This window comes from Brevundimonas vesicularis (assembly GCF_027886425.1).
GTDB classification, from domain to species: Bacteria; Pseudomonadota; Alphaproteobacteria; order Caulobacterales; family Caulobacteraceae; genus Brevundimonas; species Brevundimonas vesicularis_C.
The window spans coordinates 1,035,426-1,054,405 of sequence record NZ_CP115671.1 but is presented as its reverse complement, the minus strand read 5'-3'; the positions used below and the strand labels follow the sequence as shown (position 1 = coordinate 1,054,405).

Annotated in this window: 19 protein-coding genes; 5 read left to right on the top strand and 14 right to left on the bottom strand. The window is 68.0% G+C overall.

Features of this window, described 5'->3' with window-relative positions:
* Positions 1 to 32: 32 nt before the first annotated feature.
* From PFY01_RS05245 to PFY01_RS05220, 6 genes are all read right to left on the bottom strand, one after another.
* On the bottom strand, positions 33 to 1,160 hold the full coding sequence (locus PFY01_RS05245) for an SGNH/GDSL hydrolase family protein (RefSeq protein WP_271042685.1): 1,128 nt from the start codon (positions 1,158 to 1,160) through the stop codon (positions 33 to 35).
* Complete coding sequence (locus tag PFY01_RS05240) at positions 1,160 to 1,447, bottom strand: spike base protein, RCAP_Rcc01079 family (protein WP_271042684.1); 288 nt, start codon at positions 1,445 to 1,447, stop codon at positions 1,160 to 1,162. The genes PFY01_RS05245 and PFY01_RS05240 overlap by 1 nt, the downstream gene beginning before the upstream one ends.
* Before the next feature lie 163 nt (positions 1,448 to 1,610).
* Positions 1,611 to 2,777 carry a DNA-packaging protein gene (locus tag PFY01_RS05235; protein ID WP_271042683.1) on the bottom strand — a complete coding sequence of 389 codons (1,167 nt, stop codon included), beginning with the start codon at positions 2,775 to 2,777 and terminating at the stop codon, positions 1,611 to 1,613.
* Complete coding sequence (locus PFY01_RS05230) at positions 2,752 to 3,192, bottom strand: hypothetical protein (protein WP_271042682.1); 441 nt, start codon at positions 3,190 to 3,192, stop codon at positions 2,752 to 2,754. The genes PFY01_RS05235 and PFY01_RS05230 overlap by 26 nt, the downstream gene beginning before the upstream one ends.
* A gap of 116 nt (positions 3,193 to 3,308) precedes the next feature.
* Positions 3,309 to 3,770: a YcgN family cysteine cluster protein gene (locus PFY01_RS05225; protein ID WP_271042681.1), complete on the bottom strand. Its 462-nt coding sequence runs from the start codon at positions 3,768 to 3,770 to the stop codon at positions 3,309 to 3,311.
* Between the two features lie 40 nt (positions 3,771 to 3,810).
* Entirely contained in the window at positions 3,811 to 4,143 is a 333-nt protein-coding gene (locus tag PFY01_RS05220; protein WP_409514919.1) for a DMT family transporter, read from the bottom strand.
* Between the two features lie 180 nt (positions 4,144 to 4,323).
* Between PFY01_RS05220 and PFY01_RS05215 the strand changes: the two genes are divergently transcribed.
* Positions 4,324 to 6,141, top strand: coding sequence for an ABC-F family ATP-binding cassette domain-containing protein (locus tag PFY01_RS05215; protein ID WP_271042679.1), 1,818 nt, complete (start codon positions 4,324 to 4,326; stop codon positions 6,139 to 6,141).
* Positions 6,142 to 6,182: 41 nt separating this feature from the next.
* Here PFY01_RS05215 and PFY01_RS05210 read toward each other — a convergent pair whose 3' ends face one another.
* Positions 6,183 to 6,356, bottom strand: a complete 174-nt coding sequence (locus PFY01_RS05210) for a hypothetical protein (protein ID WP_176758279.1) — start codon at positions 6,354 to 6,356, stop codon at positions 6,183 to 6,185.
* Between the two features lie 92 nt (positions 6,357 to 6,448).
* Between PFY01_RS05210 and PFY01_RS05205 the strand changes: the two genes are divergently transcribed.
* On the top strand, positions 6,449 to 7,417 hold the full coding sequence (locus PFY01_RS05205; protein WP_271042678.1) for an alpha/beta hydrolase: 969 nt from the start codon (positions 6,449 to 6,451) through the stop codon (positions 7,415 to 7,417).
* Here PFY01_RS05205 and PFY01_RS05200 read toward each other — a convergent pair.
* Complete coding sequence (locus PFY01_RS05200; protein WP_271042677.1) at positions 7,414 to 10,311, bottom strand: PAS domain S-box protein; 2,898 nt, start codon at positions 10,309 to 10,311, stop codon at positions 7,414 to 7,416. The genes PFY01_RS05205 and PFY01_RS05200 overlap by 4 nt on opposite strands.
* A 700-nt stretch (positions 10,312 to 11,011) precedes the next feature.
* Between PFY01_RS05200 and PFY01_RS05195 the strand changes: the two genes are divergently transcribed.
* The 3 genes from PFY01_RS05195 (at position 11,012) to PFY01_RS05185 (ending at position 14,162) form a co-directional block, all read left to right on the top strand.
* Positions 11,012 to 12,052, top strand: a complete 1,041-nt coding sequence (locus PFY01_RS05195) for an ABC transporter substrate-binding protein (RefSeq protein ID WP_271042676.1) — start codon at positions 11,012 to 11,014, stop codon at positions 12,050 to 12,052.
* A gap of 95 nt (positions 12,053 to 12,147) precedes the next feature.
* Positions 12,148 to 13,050 carry a hypothetical protein gene (locus tag PFY01_RS05190; RefSeq protein WP_271042675.1) on the top strand — a complete coding sequence of 301 codons (903 nt, stop codon included), beginning with the start codon at positions 12,148 to 12,150 and terminating at the stop codon, positions 13,048 to 13,050.
* On the top strand, positions 13,047 to 14,162 hold the full coding sequence (locus PFY01_RS05185; RefSeq protein ID WP_165115596.1) for a DUF2336 domain-containing protein: 1,116 nt from the start codon (positions 13,047 to 13,049) through the stop codon (positions 14,160 to 14,162). Before PFY01_RS05190 ends, PFY01_RS05185 begins: the two co-directional genes overlap by 4 nt.
* 252 nt (positions 14,163 to 14,414) lie before the next feature.
* On the opposite strand, the gene PFY01_RS05180 is transcribed toward PFY01_RS05185, so the two are convergent.
* The 6 genes from PFY01_RS05180 to cysK all read right to left on the bottom strand — a co-directional run bounded on the left by PFY01_RS05180 (position 14,415) and on the right by cysK (position 18,894).
* On the bottom strand, positions 14,415 to 14,849 hold the full coding sequence (locus PFY01_RS05180; protein WP_055753018.1) for a MucR family transcriptional regulator: 435 nt from the start codon (positions 14,847 to 14,849) through the stop codon (positions 14,415 to 14,417).
* A gap of 150 nt (positions 14,850 to 14,999) precedes the next feature.
* Complete coding sequence (locus PFY01_RS05175; RefSeq protein ID WP_271042674.1) at positions 15,000 to 16,217, bottom strand: DUF2336 domain-containing protein; 1,218 nt, start codon at positions 16,215 to 16,217, stop codon at positions 15,000 to 15,002.
* 43 nt (positions 16,218 to 16,260) lie between these two features.
* Positions 16,261 to 16,518, bottom strand: a complete 258-nt coding sequence (locus PFY01_RS05170) for a zinc ribbon domain-containing protein (RefSeq protein ID WP_271042673.1) — start codon at positions 16,516 to 16,518, stop codon at positions 16,261 to 16,263.
* A 2-nt stretch (positions 16,519 to 16,520) separates the two neighbouring features.
* Complete coding sequence (locus PFY01_RS05165) at positions 16,521 to 17,168, bottom strand: OmpA family protein (protein WP_271042672.1); 648 nt, start codon at positions 17,166 to 17,168, stop codon at positions 16,521 to 16,523.
* Positions 17,165 to 17,743, bottom strand: coding sequence for a hypothetical protein (locus PFY01_RS05160; protein ID WP_271042671.1), 579 nt, complete (start codon positions 17,741 to 17,743; stop codon positions 17,165 to 17,167). The genes PFY01_RS05165 and PFY01_RS05160 overlap by 4 nt, the downstream gene beginning before the upstream one ends.
* A 170-nt stretch (positions 17,744 to 17,913) precedes the next feature.
* Positions 17,914 to 18,894 carry a cysteine synthase A gene (gene cysK / locus PFY01_RS05155; RefSeq protein WP_066629471.1) on the bottom strand — a complete coding sequence of 327 codons (981 nt, stop codon included), beginning with the start codon at positions 18,892 to 18,894 and terminating at the stop codon, positions 17,914 to 17,916.
* Between the last annotated feature and the right edge of the window lie 86 nt (positions 18,895 to 18,980).

Sequence of the window (18,980 nt, the reverse complement as noted above, 5' to 3'; positions counted from 1 at the left end):
CGGTTATCACCGCGCGAGCGTGCGCGACAACCTCAGATCATCACGCGCGCCCGCACCGCCTCGGCGATCCTCGCCTGGCCCGCCGCATTGGGATGGACGGAATCGAACATCAGCCCGCCAGCGAAGCCGCCGCCGAACAGGGCAGTCCCGTCAATCGGCACCGACAATCCCCGGGTCGCCGCCACCTCGAACACCGCATCGCGGATCGCGGCTTGCGTTGCATAGCTCGCCTTGCCCTGGGTCGGATCGGACGGACATCCGGTCATCAGCAGCACGTCCCCCGTCGTCAGGCACCGGTCCACCAACGTCCCCAGCCCGGCCTTGTAGGTCGCGACCGCCGTCCCCGCATTCCAGTCGTTGATGGTCAGGCACACGACCGACAGATCGGGCGCCGCCGCCGGGATCGACCCATAGGCCCGGTACGGCTGATCCGTCGTGATCCAGTCCGCGATCTTGGCCCCGCCCCATCCCGCGTTGATCACCCGTGCGCGGCGCACGTCCGAGCGCCATGCGACCCCGCCCGCGATAAACACCGCCCCGCCCGAGGCCCAGCGCACGCTCACCGGCCCGGCGGTCTCGGGAAAGGCCACGGTCGCAACCTCCATCGCCGCCGCCTTGGTGGTGTTGACCGTCGCCCGCACCAACCCGTCCGTCTCGACCGTCAGCACCCCAAGCGCCGTGTTGGTCACGGCCCACAGATCGAACCGATCGACCGTCCCGTTCGGCTGAAAACTCCAGACGCCCGTCGACGACGCCGCGCCCGAAAACAGCTTGCCGCCCATCCCGGTCAAGGCGTTGACGCCCCACCCGGCCCCCATCGTCACCTGCGGATCATAGGCGGAATAACCCCCGCTGGCCCCGTCCGCCGCCCCCGCGCCCGCGACCGACGCCGCCGAGGCCGGCAGGCCCCGCCCGCTCATCATCGCCGCCAGCCGCTCGGGCCAGGCGCTCGCCCGACCGTTCGGCGTCCAGCCGCCGGAGACCGCGCCATAGCCTTGGGTCACGCTGTCGCCGATGCACAGCAGGCGCGCCTCGCGCCCTCCCGCCTGCATCGTCCTGACCGCCGCCGACCAGACGGGCAGGTCGGGCACGGAAAACCGCGCCCGCCCCAGAACCCCGCCCGGCGCCGCCGTCGCCGCTCCGATCTCGAGACCCGACATCAGTCGAAGGCCGCCACGATCTGCGTCGCCGTCGTCCCGGTCGCCAGCACCCGGCGCACCTGCACCGGCAACCACCCCACCGGATGGTTGGCGAAGGTCACGGCGTCAATATCCTCGCCCCCGACCGTCAGCACACGGACATTGCCCGCCGCACCGACATACAGCGCCTTGGCGTAGGTCGTCAGATCGGCCGCGTCGCTGGGCGTGACCGCCGCCGCGCGCCTCGCCGGCCCGCCCGCATCGCGCCCATGGTTCAGCAATCCGTCCCGCTCGGGAATGGCCGGCATATCGTCTCTCCTATTCAATAGATGCGGTCGTCATTCCGGGGCCGCGCCCCGCGCGGAACCCGGAAGCCAGGGCCGCCCCTCGGCGCTGACCCCAGCGTTGTCAAAAGCCCCCTGGGTTCCGGGTTCGTCCTTCGGACGCCCCGGAATGACGGGTCTTGGTCCGCTAAAGCCGGCTTATCCTAGGCGCCGACTGCGGCCCCAGCATCAGCCGCGTAATCGCCCACACCAGGGCGTCGGCCCGATCCGGGCTGGGTCCGCCCTCGCTGCCCAGCGCCAGCATCTCTTCCTCCAGCGCCGGGAAGGCGTCGCAGTGGACGACCCGCCCCTGTTCATACAGCAGGGCCACCGGCTCGGCCCGCGCCGCCTTGGACCGCGAGGCGTGGACCATCTCGATCCGGCAAGGACACGCGCTGATGGCCAGAACCGAGCGCACCATGTCGCCGCCCTGATTGCTCTCGGCGACCACCTCGTGCGCGCCGAACTCGCGTGCGGCCGCGCTGACCGCCCCGCCCCAGCTCTGGGGCGAGCGCCCCTGCACCGTCCGGTCGGCCAGCACGAAGGCGTGGCGACCTTTTCGCCCCACCACCACGATGCCGCAGGCGTCTCCGGTCGCGGTCGCCGGCGGATCGACCGCCACGACGATCCGGTCCAGTTCGGCCGGCCGTGCGCCCCTGGCCCGTTTCAGGTCCGCGATGCGGAACAGGGCGCCCTCGCCCTCGACCACCACGCCTTCCAGCTCCTGGGCCGCCAGCCGCGTCCCGCCATAGACGTCGTTCAGATGCGCCAGAAAGCCGGGCGACAGATTCTGCGCGTTCAGCGCCGTCGCCGCCCGTTCCGTCACCGTCCCCGCCTCGGCCATCAACCGCCTCAGCGCCGGGATCGGCCGGGGCGTCGTCGTCACCGCCAGCAGCGGCGAGGCCCCCAGCCGCAGTCCGAACCTCAGGTTCGACAGCACCATCTCCGGCCGCCGCCAGGCGCAGAATTCGTCCGCCCAAGCGGCGTGAAACTGCGGCCCCCTCAGACTGTCGGGATCCTCGGCCGAAAACGCATAGGCCGCCGACTGATTACCCCACACCAGCCGACGCCGCCCCGCCTCCCAGCGCGGCCGGTCGCCCGGCTCCGCCAGCGCCTTGATACCCGACGCCCCCTCCACCATCACCTCGCGCACATCGTGCAGGGCGGGGCCGACCAGGGCCAGGGTGATGCCCGAAAACTCGCGGGCCAAAACGTCGATCCAGACCGACCCGGCGAATGTCTTGCCCGATCCCCGGCCGCCCAGCAGCAGCCAAGTTTTCAGGCTCAGGTCAGTCGGCTGATACTGGTGTTTCAAAAGCTGAAGATGGCTGATCTCCAGCCTTAGCTCTTGATCTTTCGGCTGCTTCGGCCTGCTTTTCCTCCAGATTCCGATCAAGCCTTTCGTATTCGACGACCAGCTTTCGTCGGAGCATTTCGTCCTCGGCGGGGTCGTAGGTTCGTCCACCCATCTCGTCCTCTTCGTTGTCGCTCAGGCACAGCAGCCGCATCGCCTCGACCGCCTTGGCCGACCGCGCGATCACCCCGATCTGGCGCGCGACCTTTTCGGCGACGGCGGCGTCCTTGACGTCCGTCTCGCAGACGCTCTTGGCCGTCTCCTCGATCTTGGCCTTCATCATCAGGAACAGGGGCTCCATCCACCCGGCGCAGGACGCGGCCGTCTCGCGCGCCCCGCCGCAGCCGCCCTCTTCGTCGTCCTGATTTCCCGTCATGCCCAAACCATAGCGGACCAGCGTCCTCAGGCCGGAAGAACGTCCACATAATTCGCCAATGGCTTGTTTTCGCAGCCTTTCAACCAGCGTCATTGCGCTGGCTAGGGGGTGCTACCCTATCGCTCCCGGCCGCGTTCGACCGTCCATTCCGGCGCCTCGAAGTCCAGCGCGTCCTCCGGCTCGGCCAGCGACAGCTCCGAGATCGTCTGCCCCCGCACCGACACGCCCGCCGTATGCACCGTCTCGCGACTGCCCGAGATCAGATGATGCCATGTCGCCAGCGGCCGCCCCTCGTGCAGCCGGCGATAGGCGCACGACTTGGGCATCCACTCCAACGCCTCGATATTGCCGGGCGTCAGCTTGATGCAGTCCGGCACCTGGGCCTTGCGGTTCGCATAGTCCGAACAGGCGCAGGCGTTCGGATCGAACAGCTTGCAATGCACCCGCGTCGGAATGACCTCGCCCGTATCCTCGTCCTCGAACCGGATCACGCAGCACAGCCCGCACCCGTCGCACAGCCCCTCCCACTCGGAGGGCGACATCTCGGCCAGGGTCTTGGTTTCCCAGTAGGGCTGCATGGCGCGCCTCATACGCGCCGCGCCGTCGCTTGTCACAGCCTCAATGCCCGACCGTCTTGGAGAACAGGTTTATCACCATCACCCCGCCGACGATCATCGCCAGCCCGACCATCGCCGGCAGGTCCAGCCGCTGGCGGAACACCACCGTCCCGATCACCGAGATCAGCACCACCCCCAACCCGCTCCAGATCGCATAGGCGATCCCCACCGGCATCTGCCGCAAGGCGATCGACAGCAGGTAGAAGGCCAGGCCGTAGCAGACCGCCATGCCCGCCGTCGGCCAGGCCCGCGTGAACTGCTGCGAGGCCTGCAGCATCGTCGTGCCCGCCACCTCCAGCGCGATGGCGCCCAGAAGCGCGGCCCAGGTGATCATGCTCATGACAGGCCCATAGCCCGGCCCGACGCCCGGCCGCAAATCCACAGCCTGCGGCTCGTATCGCCTTTCCAGTGGCGAAATGGGCCTGAACCCCTTAGATCACACCCGTTTCCGCCCCCTCCGCCGCGCTGTGCGCGGTTTCCCTCTCCGGCGTCGCCCGAGAGGATCGAAAGTCACATGGCAGCCAGACCCCCTCTCGTCGCACTCAAGGACGTCCGCCTTCAGGACGGCCAGCGCCCCCTCTTCGACGGCGTCGACCTCGCGGTCGAACCGCGCAGCCGCGCCGCCCTGGTGGGGCGCAACGGCGCGGGCAAGTCCACCCTGATGAAGGTCGTTATGGGCCTGATCGAGCCGGACAGCGGCGACCGCTCGATCCAGTCCGCCGTCCGCTTCGCCTATGTGCCGCAAGAGCCCGTGATCACCGGCGAGACCCTGCTGGACTATGCGTCATCGGGCGAGGCCGAGACCTGGACGGCCGAAAGCTGGCTGGAGACCTTCGGCCTGAACTCGGCGAAGTCGACCCAGGGCCTGTCTGGCGGCGAAACCCGCCGCGCCGCCCTGGCCAAGGCCTTCGCCGAAGAACCTGACCTGCTGCTGCTGGACGAGCCGACCAACCACCTCGACATCCTGGCCATCGAACTGCTGGAGAACGAGCTGATCCAGGCCCGGTTCGCCCTGCTGGTCGTCAGCCACGACCGCGCCTTCCTGAACCGCGTCACCAACACAGTCCACTGGCTGGAAGGCCGTCGGGTCCGCACCCTGAACAAGGGCTTCGTCGAGTTCGACGAATGGTCCTCCAAGGTCTTGGAGGAAGAGGCCGAATCCCTGCGCCGCCTGACCAAGACCATCGAGCGCGAGACCGCCACCTTCTACTCCTCCATCACCGCTCGCCGCAGCCGCAACGAGGGCCGCGCCCGCTCGCTTCAGGCGCTGCGCGCCGAACGCGCCGAGAAGATGAAGGACGTGCCGCGTGAGCTCTATCTCGGCGTCGATTCCGGCTCGACCTCGGGCAAGCTGGTCGCCGAGATCAAGCATGTCTCAAAGGGCTTCAACGGCCGCACCCTGTTCAAGGACCTGACCACCCGCATCATCCGCGGCGACCGTCTGGGCATCGTGGGTCCCAACGGCGCGGGCAAGACCACCCTGGTCAAGACCTTGCTGGGCGAACTGGCGCCGGACGAGGGCACGGTGCGCATGGGCGCCAACCTCGAGCCCGTCTATCTGGACCAGTCGCGCGAGGGGCTGAAGTCGGACATGACTCTGTGGGATGCCCTGACGCCGGGCGGCGGCGACAGCATTCTGGTGCGCGGCGTGTCCAAACATGTCGCCGCCTACGCCAAGGACTTCCTGTTTTCCGAGGCCCAGTTGCGCCAGCCAATCTCGACCCTGTCGGGCGGCGAGCGCAACCGCCTGCTGCTGGCCCGCGCCCTGGCGAAGCCCGCCAATATGCTGATCCTCGACGAACCGACCAACGACCTGGACATGGACACGCTGGACAAGCTGGAGGAGCTGCTGGAGGGCTATGACGGCACCCTGATCCTGGTCTCCCACGATCGCGATTTCATCGATCGCCTGTCCACCTCGACCCTGGCGCTGAACGGGCGCGGCGACATCGTCGAGACCCCCGGCGGCTGGACCGACTTCATCCGCCAGAACCCCGGCTTCCTTCAGCCCGGCTCGAACCCCCGCCCCCAGGACAAGGCCGCCGCCCAGCGCGCCGCCGCGGCGCCCCCGCCCGCCGTCGCCCCAAAGAAGACCGCCAAACTCTCCTTCAAGGACGCCCACCGCCTGAAGGAGCTGGAAGCCCTGATCGATGCGTTGCCCGCGACCATCGCCAAACACGACGCGACCCTGGCCGACCCCGGCCTCTACGCCCGCGATCCAAAGGCCTTCGACACCGCCATGAAGGCCGCCGAAAAGGCCCGCGCCGAGCTGGAATCCGCCGAACTGGAATGGCTGGAGCTGGAAGAGAAGAAGGCGGCGCTGGCGGGGTAGGGACCGAACGGCTGGTCACCCGGCGAGGACGGCTTGAGGGCCTAACCCTGACTGTCCGGATCCCCGGGCGGCGTCTTCGCCGCGCCCCGGTTCTGCATCACGCTGACGGCGATGCAGGCGACCAGGCCGAACGCGAACCACAGGCCGAACTTGCCCGTCAAAAGCCCGACCAAGCCAAAGATCAACAGGACGCCGAAGGGGGTGAGCCGTTTCATGGGGCGGACGATAACCGGCTTTGTCGTGGCTGACGAGGCTAGGCCAAAGGCCCCGATTTGAAACCAAACCCGCCGCTGCACACTCAAGCTTCATGACCCTGCGCAGTCACCTCGTCGAATTCGCCCCGCCCCAGCAGGCGGCGGTGCGGCGGATCAACGCCGTCCTCGCCCGCGCGCCCCGTCTGCGCACCGACGGCTGGCGGATCGATGCGGGCCAGCGGCTGTCGCTGTGGCTGGACGCGGCCGCCGGGCGGGTCACCACCCCGCGTCTCAAGAAACGGGGCGTGACGGTCGAGATCGTCCAGACGGACGGCGATCACCCCGTTCCTCTACGCATCCTGCATCCGACGGGCACGCCCCGCGCCGTCATCCTGGACATCCACGGCGGCGGCTGGGTGCTGGGCAGCGCCGGGCTGAACGACCGGCTGAACGCCCATCTGGCCCACCACGGCTTCTGCGTGGTCTCGGTGGATTATCGCCTGCTGTCCGAGCGACGTCAGATCTATATCGACGCCGCCATCGCCGACTGTCTGGCCGCCGCCTATTGGACGGTCACGAATGTCGATCAACTGGGCGCCTCGACCCTGTTTCTGGCGGGCGAATCCGCCGGCGGGCATTTGGCCGCCCTGACCGCCATCGCCCTGCGCGACCAGGGGCTGATCGACCTGGTGAAGGGCTGCGTCTTCACCTACGGCGTCTTCGACCTGTCGGGTACCGAAAGCGTGCGCTCGGCGGGGCCAGAAACCCTGCTGTTCAACGGCCCGACGATGCAGGCCGATCTGGCGCGCCTGGCGCCGGATCGCGACGAGGCGGCCTTGCGCCAGCCCGACGTCTCGCCCCTGTATGCCGACCTGACCGGCCTGCCGCCCGCCCTGTTCCTCGCCGGCGAACAGGACCCTCTGTTCGAAGACAGTCTGTTGATGGCCACGCGCTGGGGCGAGGCTTCGGACGCCGACCTGATCCGCGTGCCCGAGACCCCGCACGGCTTCCTGCATTTCGGCGGCCCGGCCGCGCGCGGCGCGCGCAAGGCGATCCGCACCTGGCTGAACGCCCGGCTCTAGCTCGCCTCGATCAGTTCGCGGATCCGACTGCCCAGCGCCTCCATGGCGAAGGGCTTGGTCATGACGTGCATGCCGGGATCCAGGTGCCCATTGCCGACCACCGCATTCTCGGCATAGCCGGTGATGAACAGCACCTTCAGATCGGGCCGATCGATCCGCGCCGCATCGGCCATCTGACGCCCGTTCATCCCGCCCGGCAGACCCACATCGGTCACCAACAGGTCGATCCGCGCGCCCGATTGCAGCAGCTTCAGCCCCGCCACGCCGTCGGACGCCTCGATGCACTGATAGCCCAGCTCATGCAGGATTTCGGCGACCAGCATCCGCACCGTCGGCTCGTCGTCCACGACCATCACCGTCTCGCCGGCCTGGGCGCGCGGGGCCTGCTCGACCTCGGGGATCAGATCGGCGTCGTCCACCTCGCCGAAGTGGCGCGGCAGATACAGGCAGATCATCGCCCCCTCGCCCGCCTCGGAATAGATCCGCACCTGCCCGCCCGACTGGCGCACGAAGCCATAGATCATCGACAGGCCCAGCCCCGTCCCCTCTCCCAGCGGCTTGGTGGTGAAGAAGGGTTCGAACGCGCGCGCCGCCACCTCGGGGGCCATGCCCGTGCCGGTGTCGCTGACGCAGATGGAGACATATTGGCCCGGCTCCAGATCCTGGGCTTTGGCCGTGCGCGCATCGATCCAGCGATTGCCGGTCTCGATCGTCAGACGCCCGCCGCTCGGCATAGCGTCGCGCGCATTGATGCACAGGTTCAGCACCGCGTTTTCCAGCTGGTGCGCGTCGATCAACACGGGCCACAGGCCAGCGCCGGCGACCACCTCGACCTCGATGCCCGGCCCTGTCGTGCGCCGCACCAGATCCTCCATCCCGCGGATCAGGCGGTTGGGATCGGTCGGCTTGGGATCCAGGGTCTGACGCCGCGAGAAGGCCAGCAGCCGGTGCGTCAGGGCCGCCGCGCGTTTCGCCGCCCCCTGCGCCGCCACCGTGAACCGCTCCACCTCGGCATGACGCCCCTGCGCGATCCGGTTGGTGATCAGTTCCAGGCTGCCGCTGATGCCGGCCAGCAGATTGTTGAAGTCGTGGGCGATGCCGCCGGTCAGCTGTCCGACCGCCTCCATCTTCTGGCTCTGACGCAGCGCCTCCTCGGCCTGCATCAGGGCGCTGGTGCGTTCGGCGACCTGTTCTTCCAGCGTCTCATTGAACCGCGCCAGTTCGGCCGACTGGCGGCGCAGGTCCTCGATGTCGGTGTTGGACCCGACCCAGCGCAGGATCCGCCCCTCTTCGTCGTGGACGGGCTCGGCCCGAACCATGAAGGTGCGATAGACGCCGTCGTGGCGGCGGATGCGGAACTCGTTCTCATAGACCTGGCCGCTGGCCAGGGCCTGGACCCATCGCTCGGACGCCCAGTCCAGGTCGTCCGGGTGAACGACCTTGCCCCACCCGGTCGTGCCGTCCAACGCGCCCTCTGCAAGGCCGGAGTAGGCATAGACCTGGGGGTTGAACCAATACAGCGACCCGTCGGCCCAGCTGGCCCAGATCTGGATCGGCGTGGCCTGGGCGAAGACCCGGAACTGGGCCTCGCTGTCGCGCAGGGCCGCCTCGCTTCGGGCGCGCTCGGTCGCCGTGCGAACCCGTTCGGCCACCTCGCGCATCAGGCGCAGGTCGCTGTCGGTATAGTGACGCGCCGTCGCATGGTTGACGAACACCATCGCCACGACCCGCCCCTGTTCCATCAGCGGCATGTTGACGAACGACCCGGCGCTGATGGCCCTCAGGGCCTCGGCCGTATCAGCCGTGCGCGGATCGAGGGCGACGTCGTCGATCGCCACCGTCTCGCCGCGCTTGATGTCCTCGATATAGGACCCGTAGTCGCGGAACGACAGGACGCCGGCGATGCTGTTCACCCCCGGCTGGTTGAAGTCGCGCGCGATGGTGATGGTCTCGGCGGCCGTGTCCACCGTGCCGTATCCGGCCCGGCTGACGCCCATGGTGCGGGCCAGAACCTGGGCGGAGGCCTGGGCGATTTCGCCGGCGTCGGTCAGGTCGCGGATCGCGTCGTTCAGCTCCAGCAGCGCGTTCTGACGCGTCTCGCTCTGTTTGCGCTCGGTGATGTTGTTGAACAGGATCGCGACCTGCCAGGCGCCCGGCTGGCCGATCCTCAGCGCCTGCACGTCATACCAGCGACCGAAGATGTCGGCGGGGTTCTCGAAACGGACCGGCTCGCCTGTGCGCGCCACGCCGCCATAAAGATCGAACCAGTGCTGCTCCAGCCCCGGCGCGATCTCGCTGACCCATTTGCCGTAAGGGTCGACCAGGCCTGTCATCTCCTCGAAGGCCTTGTTGCCCTCGACGATCCTGTAATCGACGGGCCGGTCGGCCGCGTCGAACTTCATCTCGATGACGCAGAAGCCCGTCGCCATCGCCGCAAACAGGGCGCCGTATCGCGCTTCGCTCAGCGCCAGCGCCTGGTCCGCCCGGTAGCGATCCGACACATCCATCCCCTGGATGAAAATGCCCCAGACCCGACCGTCTTCCTTCAGCGGCTGGAAGACAAAATCGACGTAGCGGTCCACCACCTCGTCGCCTGGCTCGGCCTGAACGGCGTACAGGGCGCTATCGGCCCGGTGCGCCTCGCCGGTGCGGTAAACCTGGTCCAGCAGGTCCAGATAGCCCTGCGCCACCGCATCTGTCAGCACCTCGCCCACCGTGCGCCCAATCACCTCGCGGTGGCCGATCACCTTCTGATAGTTGGGATTGGTCAGTTCGAACCGATGGTCCGGCCCCGTGACCAGCGCCATGAACCCCGGCGCATGGGCGAACATCTGGGCCAGTTGGCTGCGATTGATGCCGATCGACAAGGCGTGGTCAGAGCCGGTGTTGGACAACGAATTCCCCCAAGGACTTTTGTCCGTTGATCACAGAACCCAAAGCGCGCCGCACGGTTGCAGCGCAATGTGTCCGACGCCGGACATAGGGCTCTATCGCCGCGTTTCTGTGGACAAGACAAGACGCTGATCCGCAATCGCGAATTTGATTCGTCCACCGATGTTCACAGGCTTGTCCACCGCCGCCGGGCCAATCGTGCACACTGGGGCGAGTTCGGACGCTTGCCTCATAGCCGGTTTCGTTCGAACGTCAACAGGCCAAGGGACACGGGGCAGCGGAAATCCAGGGAGACTTGGACCTCCAGCGAACCGGCCCGGCTCTCCGACCCGGCGCTTCGGGCGATCTTCGGATCGTAACGTGCGACAGGCGGGATCCAGGCTCCAGTCTTCGACGGTCTTCGGATCGACGGCAGACAGGAGAACCGGATCGGGATCGACGGACGACGCGGACGCAATGCCGTGGGACGCCGAAGACCAGGAGCGCGACAGGATATAGCCGACCGCCCTTTCGGGTTCGCCCGAAACGACGCTGACGCCAAGGTCCAGACCCGAACGGCCAAGTCCAACCCGGACTTGGCGAGGGGACGAAGCTGACGGGTCCGCCCGCACGCTTCGTCCCCTCGCTCAATTGTGGCGCCGACAACGCGGCGGACTGACGCCCCGCCTTCCCAAGGCCCCTATCGCCCCGTAAGTCAGGGGCATGAGCTTGTTGGGGAATCGCCTGCTGACCCGTCGCCGTGCGCTGATCGCGGGCGGGGCGGCTGTGGCGGCGGGGGCGATCGGGCTTAGGGCCTGCGGGCGGGCCGAGGCGCCGGTCGACGAACAGGGTCGCGTGCGGCTGCGTTTCGCCACCGACTGGCGCGCCCAGGCCGAACAGGGCGGCTTCTATCAGGCGCTCGCCAACGGGGCCTATGAGAAGCGCGGGCTGAACGTCCAGATCGTCCAGGGCGGCCCCGGCGTGAACGTGCCGCAACTGCTGGCCTCGGGCGCGGTCGAACTGGGCATGGGCTCCAACAGCTTCATCCCCCTGAACCTGGTCGCGTCCGGCGCGCCGGTGAAGGCGGTCGCCGCCTTCTTCCAGAAGGACCCGCAGGTCCTGATGGCCCATCCCGACGCGGCGCTGGAGACCATCGCCGATCTGGCCGACCGACCCTTCCTGCTGTCCGAGGCCGGGATCAGCACCTTCTGGGTCTGGCTGAAGGCCAAATACGGCTTCACCGACGAGCAACTGCGCCCCTTCGCCTATGACCCCGCCGCCTTCATCGCCAATGCACGGGCGGTGCAGCAAGGCTATCTGACCAGCGATCCCTACGCCATCGAACAGGCGGCCGATTTCGACCCGCGCGTCTTCCTTCTGGCCGACGAGGGCTATCCCTCCTATGCCGCCATGGTCCTGGCGCCAAACGCCTTCGCCCGCGACAATGCGGCGGCGCTGCGCAGCTTCATCGCCGCCTCGGCGGAAGGGTGGCGCGACTATATTCGGGGCGACGCCTCGGCCGCCGACGCCCTGATCCGCAAGGACAACCCGGACATGACCCAGGCTGTGCTGGATCAGGCCCGCGAACGCCTGCGCGACTACGCCATCGTCGATGGCGGCGACGCGGCGCTTTACGGCCTGGGCGCCCTGACCGAGGAACGCTGGCAGGCCTTCTTCGACGTGACCTCGAAAGCGGGGGTTTACGAGGCCGGTCTGAACTGGCGCGACGCCTTCACCGACAACTATCTGCCCGGTCGCGGCTGACACGCGGTCGTTGTCGAATCCTGGCTTCACATTAGCGCGGGATTAAGGGTCCGAGCTCTAGTGTGCGCGCTGGAATTCCTCTCCGGAGAGCCGCCGTGCGCCGCGCCCTCGCAGTTTCGATCGTCCTGACCGCCGTCAATCTGGCGGCCGGCGCCGCCGTGGCGCAACAGGCGCCGACCAACGCGTCGGGTCTGCGCTACCTGTCCTGGCCCGGCAAGCCGGCGGTCGCCGCCCGTGCGACCCCGACGCCCGCCGTCATTCAGGCCGAGGCGCCCGCCCCGACCGTGACCGCCGCCAATCGCTCCCTGCCCGGCGCCATTCCCCTGGCCCGCCTGTCGCCCGCGCCTTCGGTCACCCCCTCGATCTCCACGCCGCGCAGCAACGGCCTGACGCCCGCCAGCGCCTGGATGCCCCAGCGTGCCCCGACGCCGGCCGAGCCTGCGCATAGTGCACCCGTAGAGGCCGCACCCGTAGAAACCGCCCCCGCGCAGGCGACGCGCGTCGCGCCCTCGCCCTATGTTCCGGAGCCGCAGCCTTCCGCGCCTCAACCTCAGCCTAAACTTCAAATGCCGGCCGAGCCGGCGCCCGCTCCGCAACAGGCCGCGCAGGCCGAACCGCAGCCCGCGCCCCAGCCGGCGCAGGCGGCCGTCGCCGATCCGATGGCCCCGCGCCGCGACGCCCCCATCTATCGCCTGCAACGGCCCCAGGCCGGCGCGCCGCTGGACGCCGCCGCCGTCGCCGCCAGCGGTCAGGCCGCCTCGACGCCCACAGCCGGCGACAACAGCGCGCGCTACTATTCGGTCCACCGCCAGGCCGGCCGTCACCCCGACGCCATCCCTGCGCCGCAGCAGACCTACCTCGACGCCCTGCCCGTCCAGATGGCCCAGACGCCGCAATCCAGCGACCTGGCCCAGCCGGACGGTCCGCCTGCCCTGATCCGCAACGCCAACGGCGCCCTGCGCGCCGTGCCCCAGACTGAAGCCGACAACCTGCCATGAGCGATCGCGCCGTGATCGAACCTGCCGAGATCAAGGGCTCGCGCCTGCCCGAACTCATCGCCCTGGCCAGCGAGGAGTCCAGCGAGAAGCGTCGTCTGCTGCTGCGTGAACTGACGGCCCACTTCTTCGGCGCGCCTTCGCCCAACGCAAACGAAACCGCGCTCTACGGCACGGTGTTAGCCAAGTTGTCGGCCGAGATGGAGGTCGCGGTCCGCGCCGAACTGGCCGCCCGTTTCGCCCAGGCCCCCAACGCCCCCCACAGCCTGATCCGCCGTTTCGCCGACGACGAGATCGAGGTCGCCGAACAGGTTTTGCGCGCCTCCACCGTCCTGACCGACGAGGATTTGATCCAGGTTGTGCGCAAGCGCAGCCAGGGCCATCTGCGCGCCGTCTCAGGCCGCGCGACGGTGTCCGAGGCGGTTTCCGACGTCATCGTCGAGCACGGCGACGACGACACCTTGAACACCCTGCTGCGCAACGACGGCGCCCAGCTGTCGCGCGCCGCCTCCGAAACCGCCATCGAGCGCGCCAAGGCCAATCCGGCCCTGCACGCCGCCACGGTCGAGCGCCAGAGCCTGCCCGCGGACCTGCTGAACGAGATGTATTTCGTGGTCGAGGCCCGGCTGCGTCACCAGATCCTTGAACAGAACGCGCGCATGGACCCGGCCCTGCTGGAGGCGGCGCTCGCGGCCGGCCGCACCCGCGTCGCCACCGACGACGGCGCCCTGCCGGCCGACTATGCCGAGAACCTGGCCTATATCGACGAGCTTCAGGCCGCCGGCCAGCTGACGCCGCAGACCCTGATCCGCTTCCTGCGCTCCAACGGCCGCACGCCCTTCCTGATCGCCCTGTCCAAGCTGGCCGACATCGACTTCCACACCGCGCGCGGCATCGTCGAGCGCAAGGACCTGGACGCTCTGTCGGTGGTCTGCAAGGCGGCCGACATGGACCGCGCCGTCTATCTGACCTACGCCGTCGCCGTCCTGGGCGCCGAGGACAATCCGATGGGCAAGGCCGCCGCCTACGGCCGCATGTACGGCGAACTGACCCGCGACGCGGCCCTGCGCACCCTGCGCTTCTGGCGCATGCGCCGGACCGCCCAGGCGGCCTGAAGCAGTAATTATTTCTCCCTCCTCCCTGCGGGGGAGGGTGGTCGCGCAGCGACCGGGTGAGGGCGGCCCGGCACGGGCGCACTCATCAGATCAAAGACAAATCCGTGGAACGTCGCCCTGCCGTCCCCACCCGGCTTCGGCTGCGCCTCAGCCACCCTCCCCGGTACGGGGAGGGAGAATGCTCGTGCGCCCAAAACCAAAAACGCCCGCTTCCTGTCGGAAGCGGGCGTCTCCAGACCGAAAAACCTCGGCTTATTTCTTCGCGCGGGTTCCGGCAGCGCGGGCGGGCTTGCGGCCGCCCTGGCCCAGGCCCATCGACTTGGCCAGCTCCGAACGCGCCTTGGCGTAGTTCGGGGCGACCATGGGATAGTCTTTCGGCAGACCCCATTTGGCGCGGTATTCTTCGGGGCTCATGTCGTATTTGGTGCGCAGGTGGCGCTTCAACGACTTGAACTTGCGACCGTCTTCCAGGCAGATCAGGAAATCGGGCGCGATCGACTTGCGGATCGGCACCGCCGGTTCCTTGGGTTCAGGTTCGGCCTCGACCGGACCGTTCGACACACCCGATAGGGCGGCGTGAATATTGGCGATAAGCGCAGGCAGGGCCTCTGCCGAGACCGAGTTATTGCCGACATAGGCCGACACGATGTCTGCGGTCATCTCCAGCAGTTCGGGCTTATCTTCCATTATCGGCTTCGCTTTCCTGATTTATTGAGTTCGGCTGATTCTCCAACCGAACGACCCCAATAGCGTCATAGGGTTGTTTCGCCGCGAAAGCAAACACGCGTATAAGCAGTGCGATATGCACGTCTATGCATTCGACTTTAGTGATCAGACCTATCGGCCGAAGTCTTCGGCCAGCACCATCATCGCCGCCCGCTCCGGCGCCGAATATTCATCGACGGCGTCATCCTCGCCGTCGCGAATGGCGCGCAACAGCGTGGGCGTCAGGGCCGACGACAAAGACCAGTTCCAGTAACGCAGCACCGTCTGGGCGCGATCGACGGCCAGCATTTCATAGGTGATCTGCACACGCTCCCAGTCGGGATGGATCTTGCCGTCCGCCGTCGTCTCGGGCCGCCGCATCGAGCGCCACAGATTGGTCAGATCGACGCGCGACATCCCCGTCGCCTTGCACAGGATCGCCAGCGGCTCGCCGCCGGGATCACCCAGAAGCTTGGCCCCCGTCAGCGGTTTGATCCCGGCCAGGAAGGCGATCTCGGACGCCGTCTCGCGCGTCAGGCCATCGCTGGCGGCGACCATGACGGCGTGTTCCAGATTGTCGAACGGGCTCTTTTCGATGGCGGCGCGATTGCGCTGGCGGCGTTCGATGAACTGAAGCGCCTTGCGCGCGACGGGATCGGACCAGCTTTCGTCATTGGCGATGGCGAAGACATCTTCGGACGCCTCCTGCATGACTTCGCGCGACACGGCGAACCGTTGCAGGATGGTGCGGCGATCCTCGGGCGCGCACCACCAGAACATGACATAGGCGCCCGACGGCCTCAGCTCGGGCCGCTTCAACAAGGGGCTGCACAGGCTCGGCGACTGGCGGCTCAGGCCCACCACCGTCTCGATGCCCAGCTGAGACAGGCGCGCGGTCGTGTTGCGCAGCACCGCCTCGATCACCTCCATCTCGCCGAAGGAGAACAGGGTCTCGGTCACGATTTCCGACAGGCCCCGGCGCACGGCCAACAGCATCCGATGTTCGAAACTGGCGTCGCGCGCGCAACCGACGATGTCCGCATCGCTCAGCGAGGCGCATTGTTCGATCAGCAGGCCGGCGATGTCCGGATCGTCGCGCAACAGGATGCGCGCCACGCTGTTGGGCAGTTCGGCCAGCGGGGCCAGACGTGCAGCCACGCGCTTGCGCTCATCGTGCGAGGCCAGCCGGAGCATCTCGACCAGCAGGTCGCCCGTCACCGCCCGCTCGAAGGCGTTGATGCGGCTGGCGGGCAGGGACACGACGTCGGCCAGACGCTTCAGCAGCGCCCGGCGCGCACGCAGCGGCGGCGGCGTCGCCTCTTCCCCGATCATGGCTGCCAGATCGCCCATCCCCCCACCTTAGAAGCGAGCGGTTAACCGGGCGTGAGCCGGATCAGCTCTTGTTGACCACCACCACGATGGCCAGGATCACGAAGGCGACCACCGCCAGCACGCGCGCGATCCACGGCGCGGCGACGAAGACGCCCAGCACAGTGATCCCGCTCTTGACCGCCTCGGGCCGCGTCAAAGCCTCCTTGAACGTGCTCGACGGCCGCGCTGCGTCGCCCGCGATCGGATGGCCGCAGTTGGGACAGGCGACCGCCGCCTCAGACACCTGACGCCCGCAGGCGGGGCAAGGGATCAAGGCCATGCTCAGCCTCCCGCGCGCGGCGTGATGCGGATCTCGACACGGCGGTTCTTCTGACGCCCGTCGGGATCGTCCGAACCATCCGGCTTGACGTTGGGGGCCACGGGCCTGCGCTCGCCAAAACCCTCGGCGGCCAGGCTGCGCCCAGCCTCGCGTTGCAGCCGCGCCGCCACCGCCCGCGCGCGGCGCAGCGACAGGCCCTCGTTATAGGCGTCGTCGCCCTTGGCGTCGGTATGGCCGCCGATGCTGACCTGGGCCTGCGGATAGCTTTTCAGCAGTTCCGCCGCCCGCGTCAGGGCCGACTCGGCGTCCGGCCGGATCGTCGCCTTGTCGAAGTCGAACAGAACGTCGGCCGGCAGATCGATCACGATCACACCGTCGGTGCGCCGCGCGTTCAGTTCGCTCAGCAGGCTGCGGGTGGTCTCGACCCGTTCGGGCGCGACCTCGGACGAGACGAACACGCTTTCCAGCGCGCTGTCCGGCCCCGCCTTGGCGAAGGTGGACCGGGGCGCGGCCATATCCTTTTCGAAGGTTGAGCGCAGGCCGATGGCGCTGCCGCTCATCAGCCGCACCGTCAGGGCCGAGGCGACGCAGGGCGTCAGTCCCGCGGCCAACAGCGCCGCCGCCATGGCGGGCGCGTGTCGTCCCGTCATCCGACCTCTCCGCTCGTCGGGTTCTGGGCGGCCTGGGCGGTCAGCGGAATGGTCATGCGCAGGAACGGACCAATGATGCTGTCCGACGTCGAGCCTTCGTTGAACACCACCGAGATCTGGTTCACCCCGGCCGGCACCGCGCCCATGAAGACCAGCCGGCCGTTCATCGTGTCGCCCTTGGCGATGGTCATGTACGGATTGCCCTCGGGCGGCTTCAGACGCAGCTTCTGGCCGTTCGGCAGTTCGACATAGGTGGCCTCGGAGGCCATCTGGACGCTGTTGGTCATGTCGCTGGCGAACGAGATGCTGACGTCCAGGATGGTCGCGTCTTCGGCCAGATCGACGTTCTTGACCCGGACCGTGGCGCCCACGTCGGTCACGCCCTGCACATTCACCGGCACATTGCGGATCTGGCGCGGCTGGGCGGTGACGGGGGTATTGGCGGCGGCGGCGGCCTGTTGCTCGGGCGACATCGACGGATCGACCGCCGCCTTGTCGTCATTGTTGGAACAGGCGGCGAGCGCCAGGGCCGAGACCCCGGCGACGGCGATCAGGCGAAGGGCGGCGACAGGCATGAAACGCTCCGGCGTTGTTGATCCGCCGCGCGTCGCCCCTCATCCCAAGCGGAGCCGCACGCGCGTCCGTTATCGAACACGCGAACGGCCTAAAGGCTCCGCTTGGAGCGTGATCGTTTTTTGACGAAGCCGCGCCGCGGCGGCGTCAAAAAGCGTGAATCACGCTCCCTTCAAAGCCCTTCGAAAAGCGCGGTCGAAAGATAGCGTTCTGCGAAGGACGGGATGATCACCACGATGGTCTTGCCCGCATTCTCTTCGCGCGCGGCGATGCGGAAGGCGGCGGTCAGGGCCGCGCCCGAGCTGATGCCGACGGGGATGCCCTCGACCCGCGCGGCCTTTCTGGCCATGTCAAAACTGTCGTCGTTGGAGACTTGCTCGACCCCATCGACCACCGACGGATCGTAGATGGCGGGCACGAAGCCGGCGCCGATGCCCTGGATCTTGTGCGGGCCGGGCGCGCCGCCGGACAGCACCGGAGAGGCCTCCGGCTCGACGGCGATGAACTGCACCGACGCCTTCTTGGCCTTCAGCGCCTGGCCCACGCCCGAGATGGTGCCGCCGGTGCCGACGCCGGCGACCACGATGTCCACCGCACCGGCCGTGTCGTTCCAGATTTCCTCGGCCGTAGTGACGCGGTGAATGGCGGGATTGGCCAGGTTCTCGAACTGCGACGGGCTGACGGAGTTCGGCGTGGTCTCCAGCAGTTCCTGCGCCCGCGCGATCGCGCCCTTCATACCCTTTTCAGCCGGTGTCAGCTCAAGCCGCGCGCCCAGCAGCGCCAGCATCTTGCGCCGCTCGATCGACATGCTTTCGGGCATGCACAGTGTCAGCTTCAGCCCCTTGGCCGCCGCCACGAAAGCCAAGGCGATGCCGGTGTTGCCGCTGGTCGGCTCGATCAGCACCGTGTCCTGATCGATCTTGCCCGCCTCCTGCAGCGCCTCGACCATGGCCACGCCGATCCGGTCCTTGACCGAGGCGATCGGGTTGAAGAACTCCAGCTTGGCCAGCACCGTCGCCTTCGTATCGTACTCCGCCGACAGACGCGGCAGACGCACGATGGGGGTGTCGCCGATGGTGTCGACGATCGAGTCATAGACCTTGCCCCGGCCCTTCTTCAGGTGGCGGGACGCGTCATAGCTGAAGTCGGTCATGGAAAAGGTCTCCTCGAATGCTGGCGCACAACAGATAAGGCCTTGCCGGCCCACGCAAGGGGTGACGCGCGATGATTTCTGCGAAC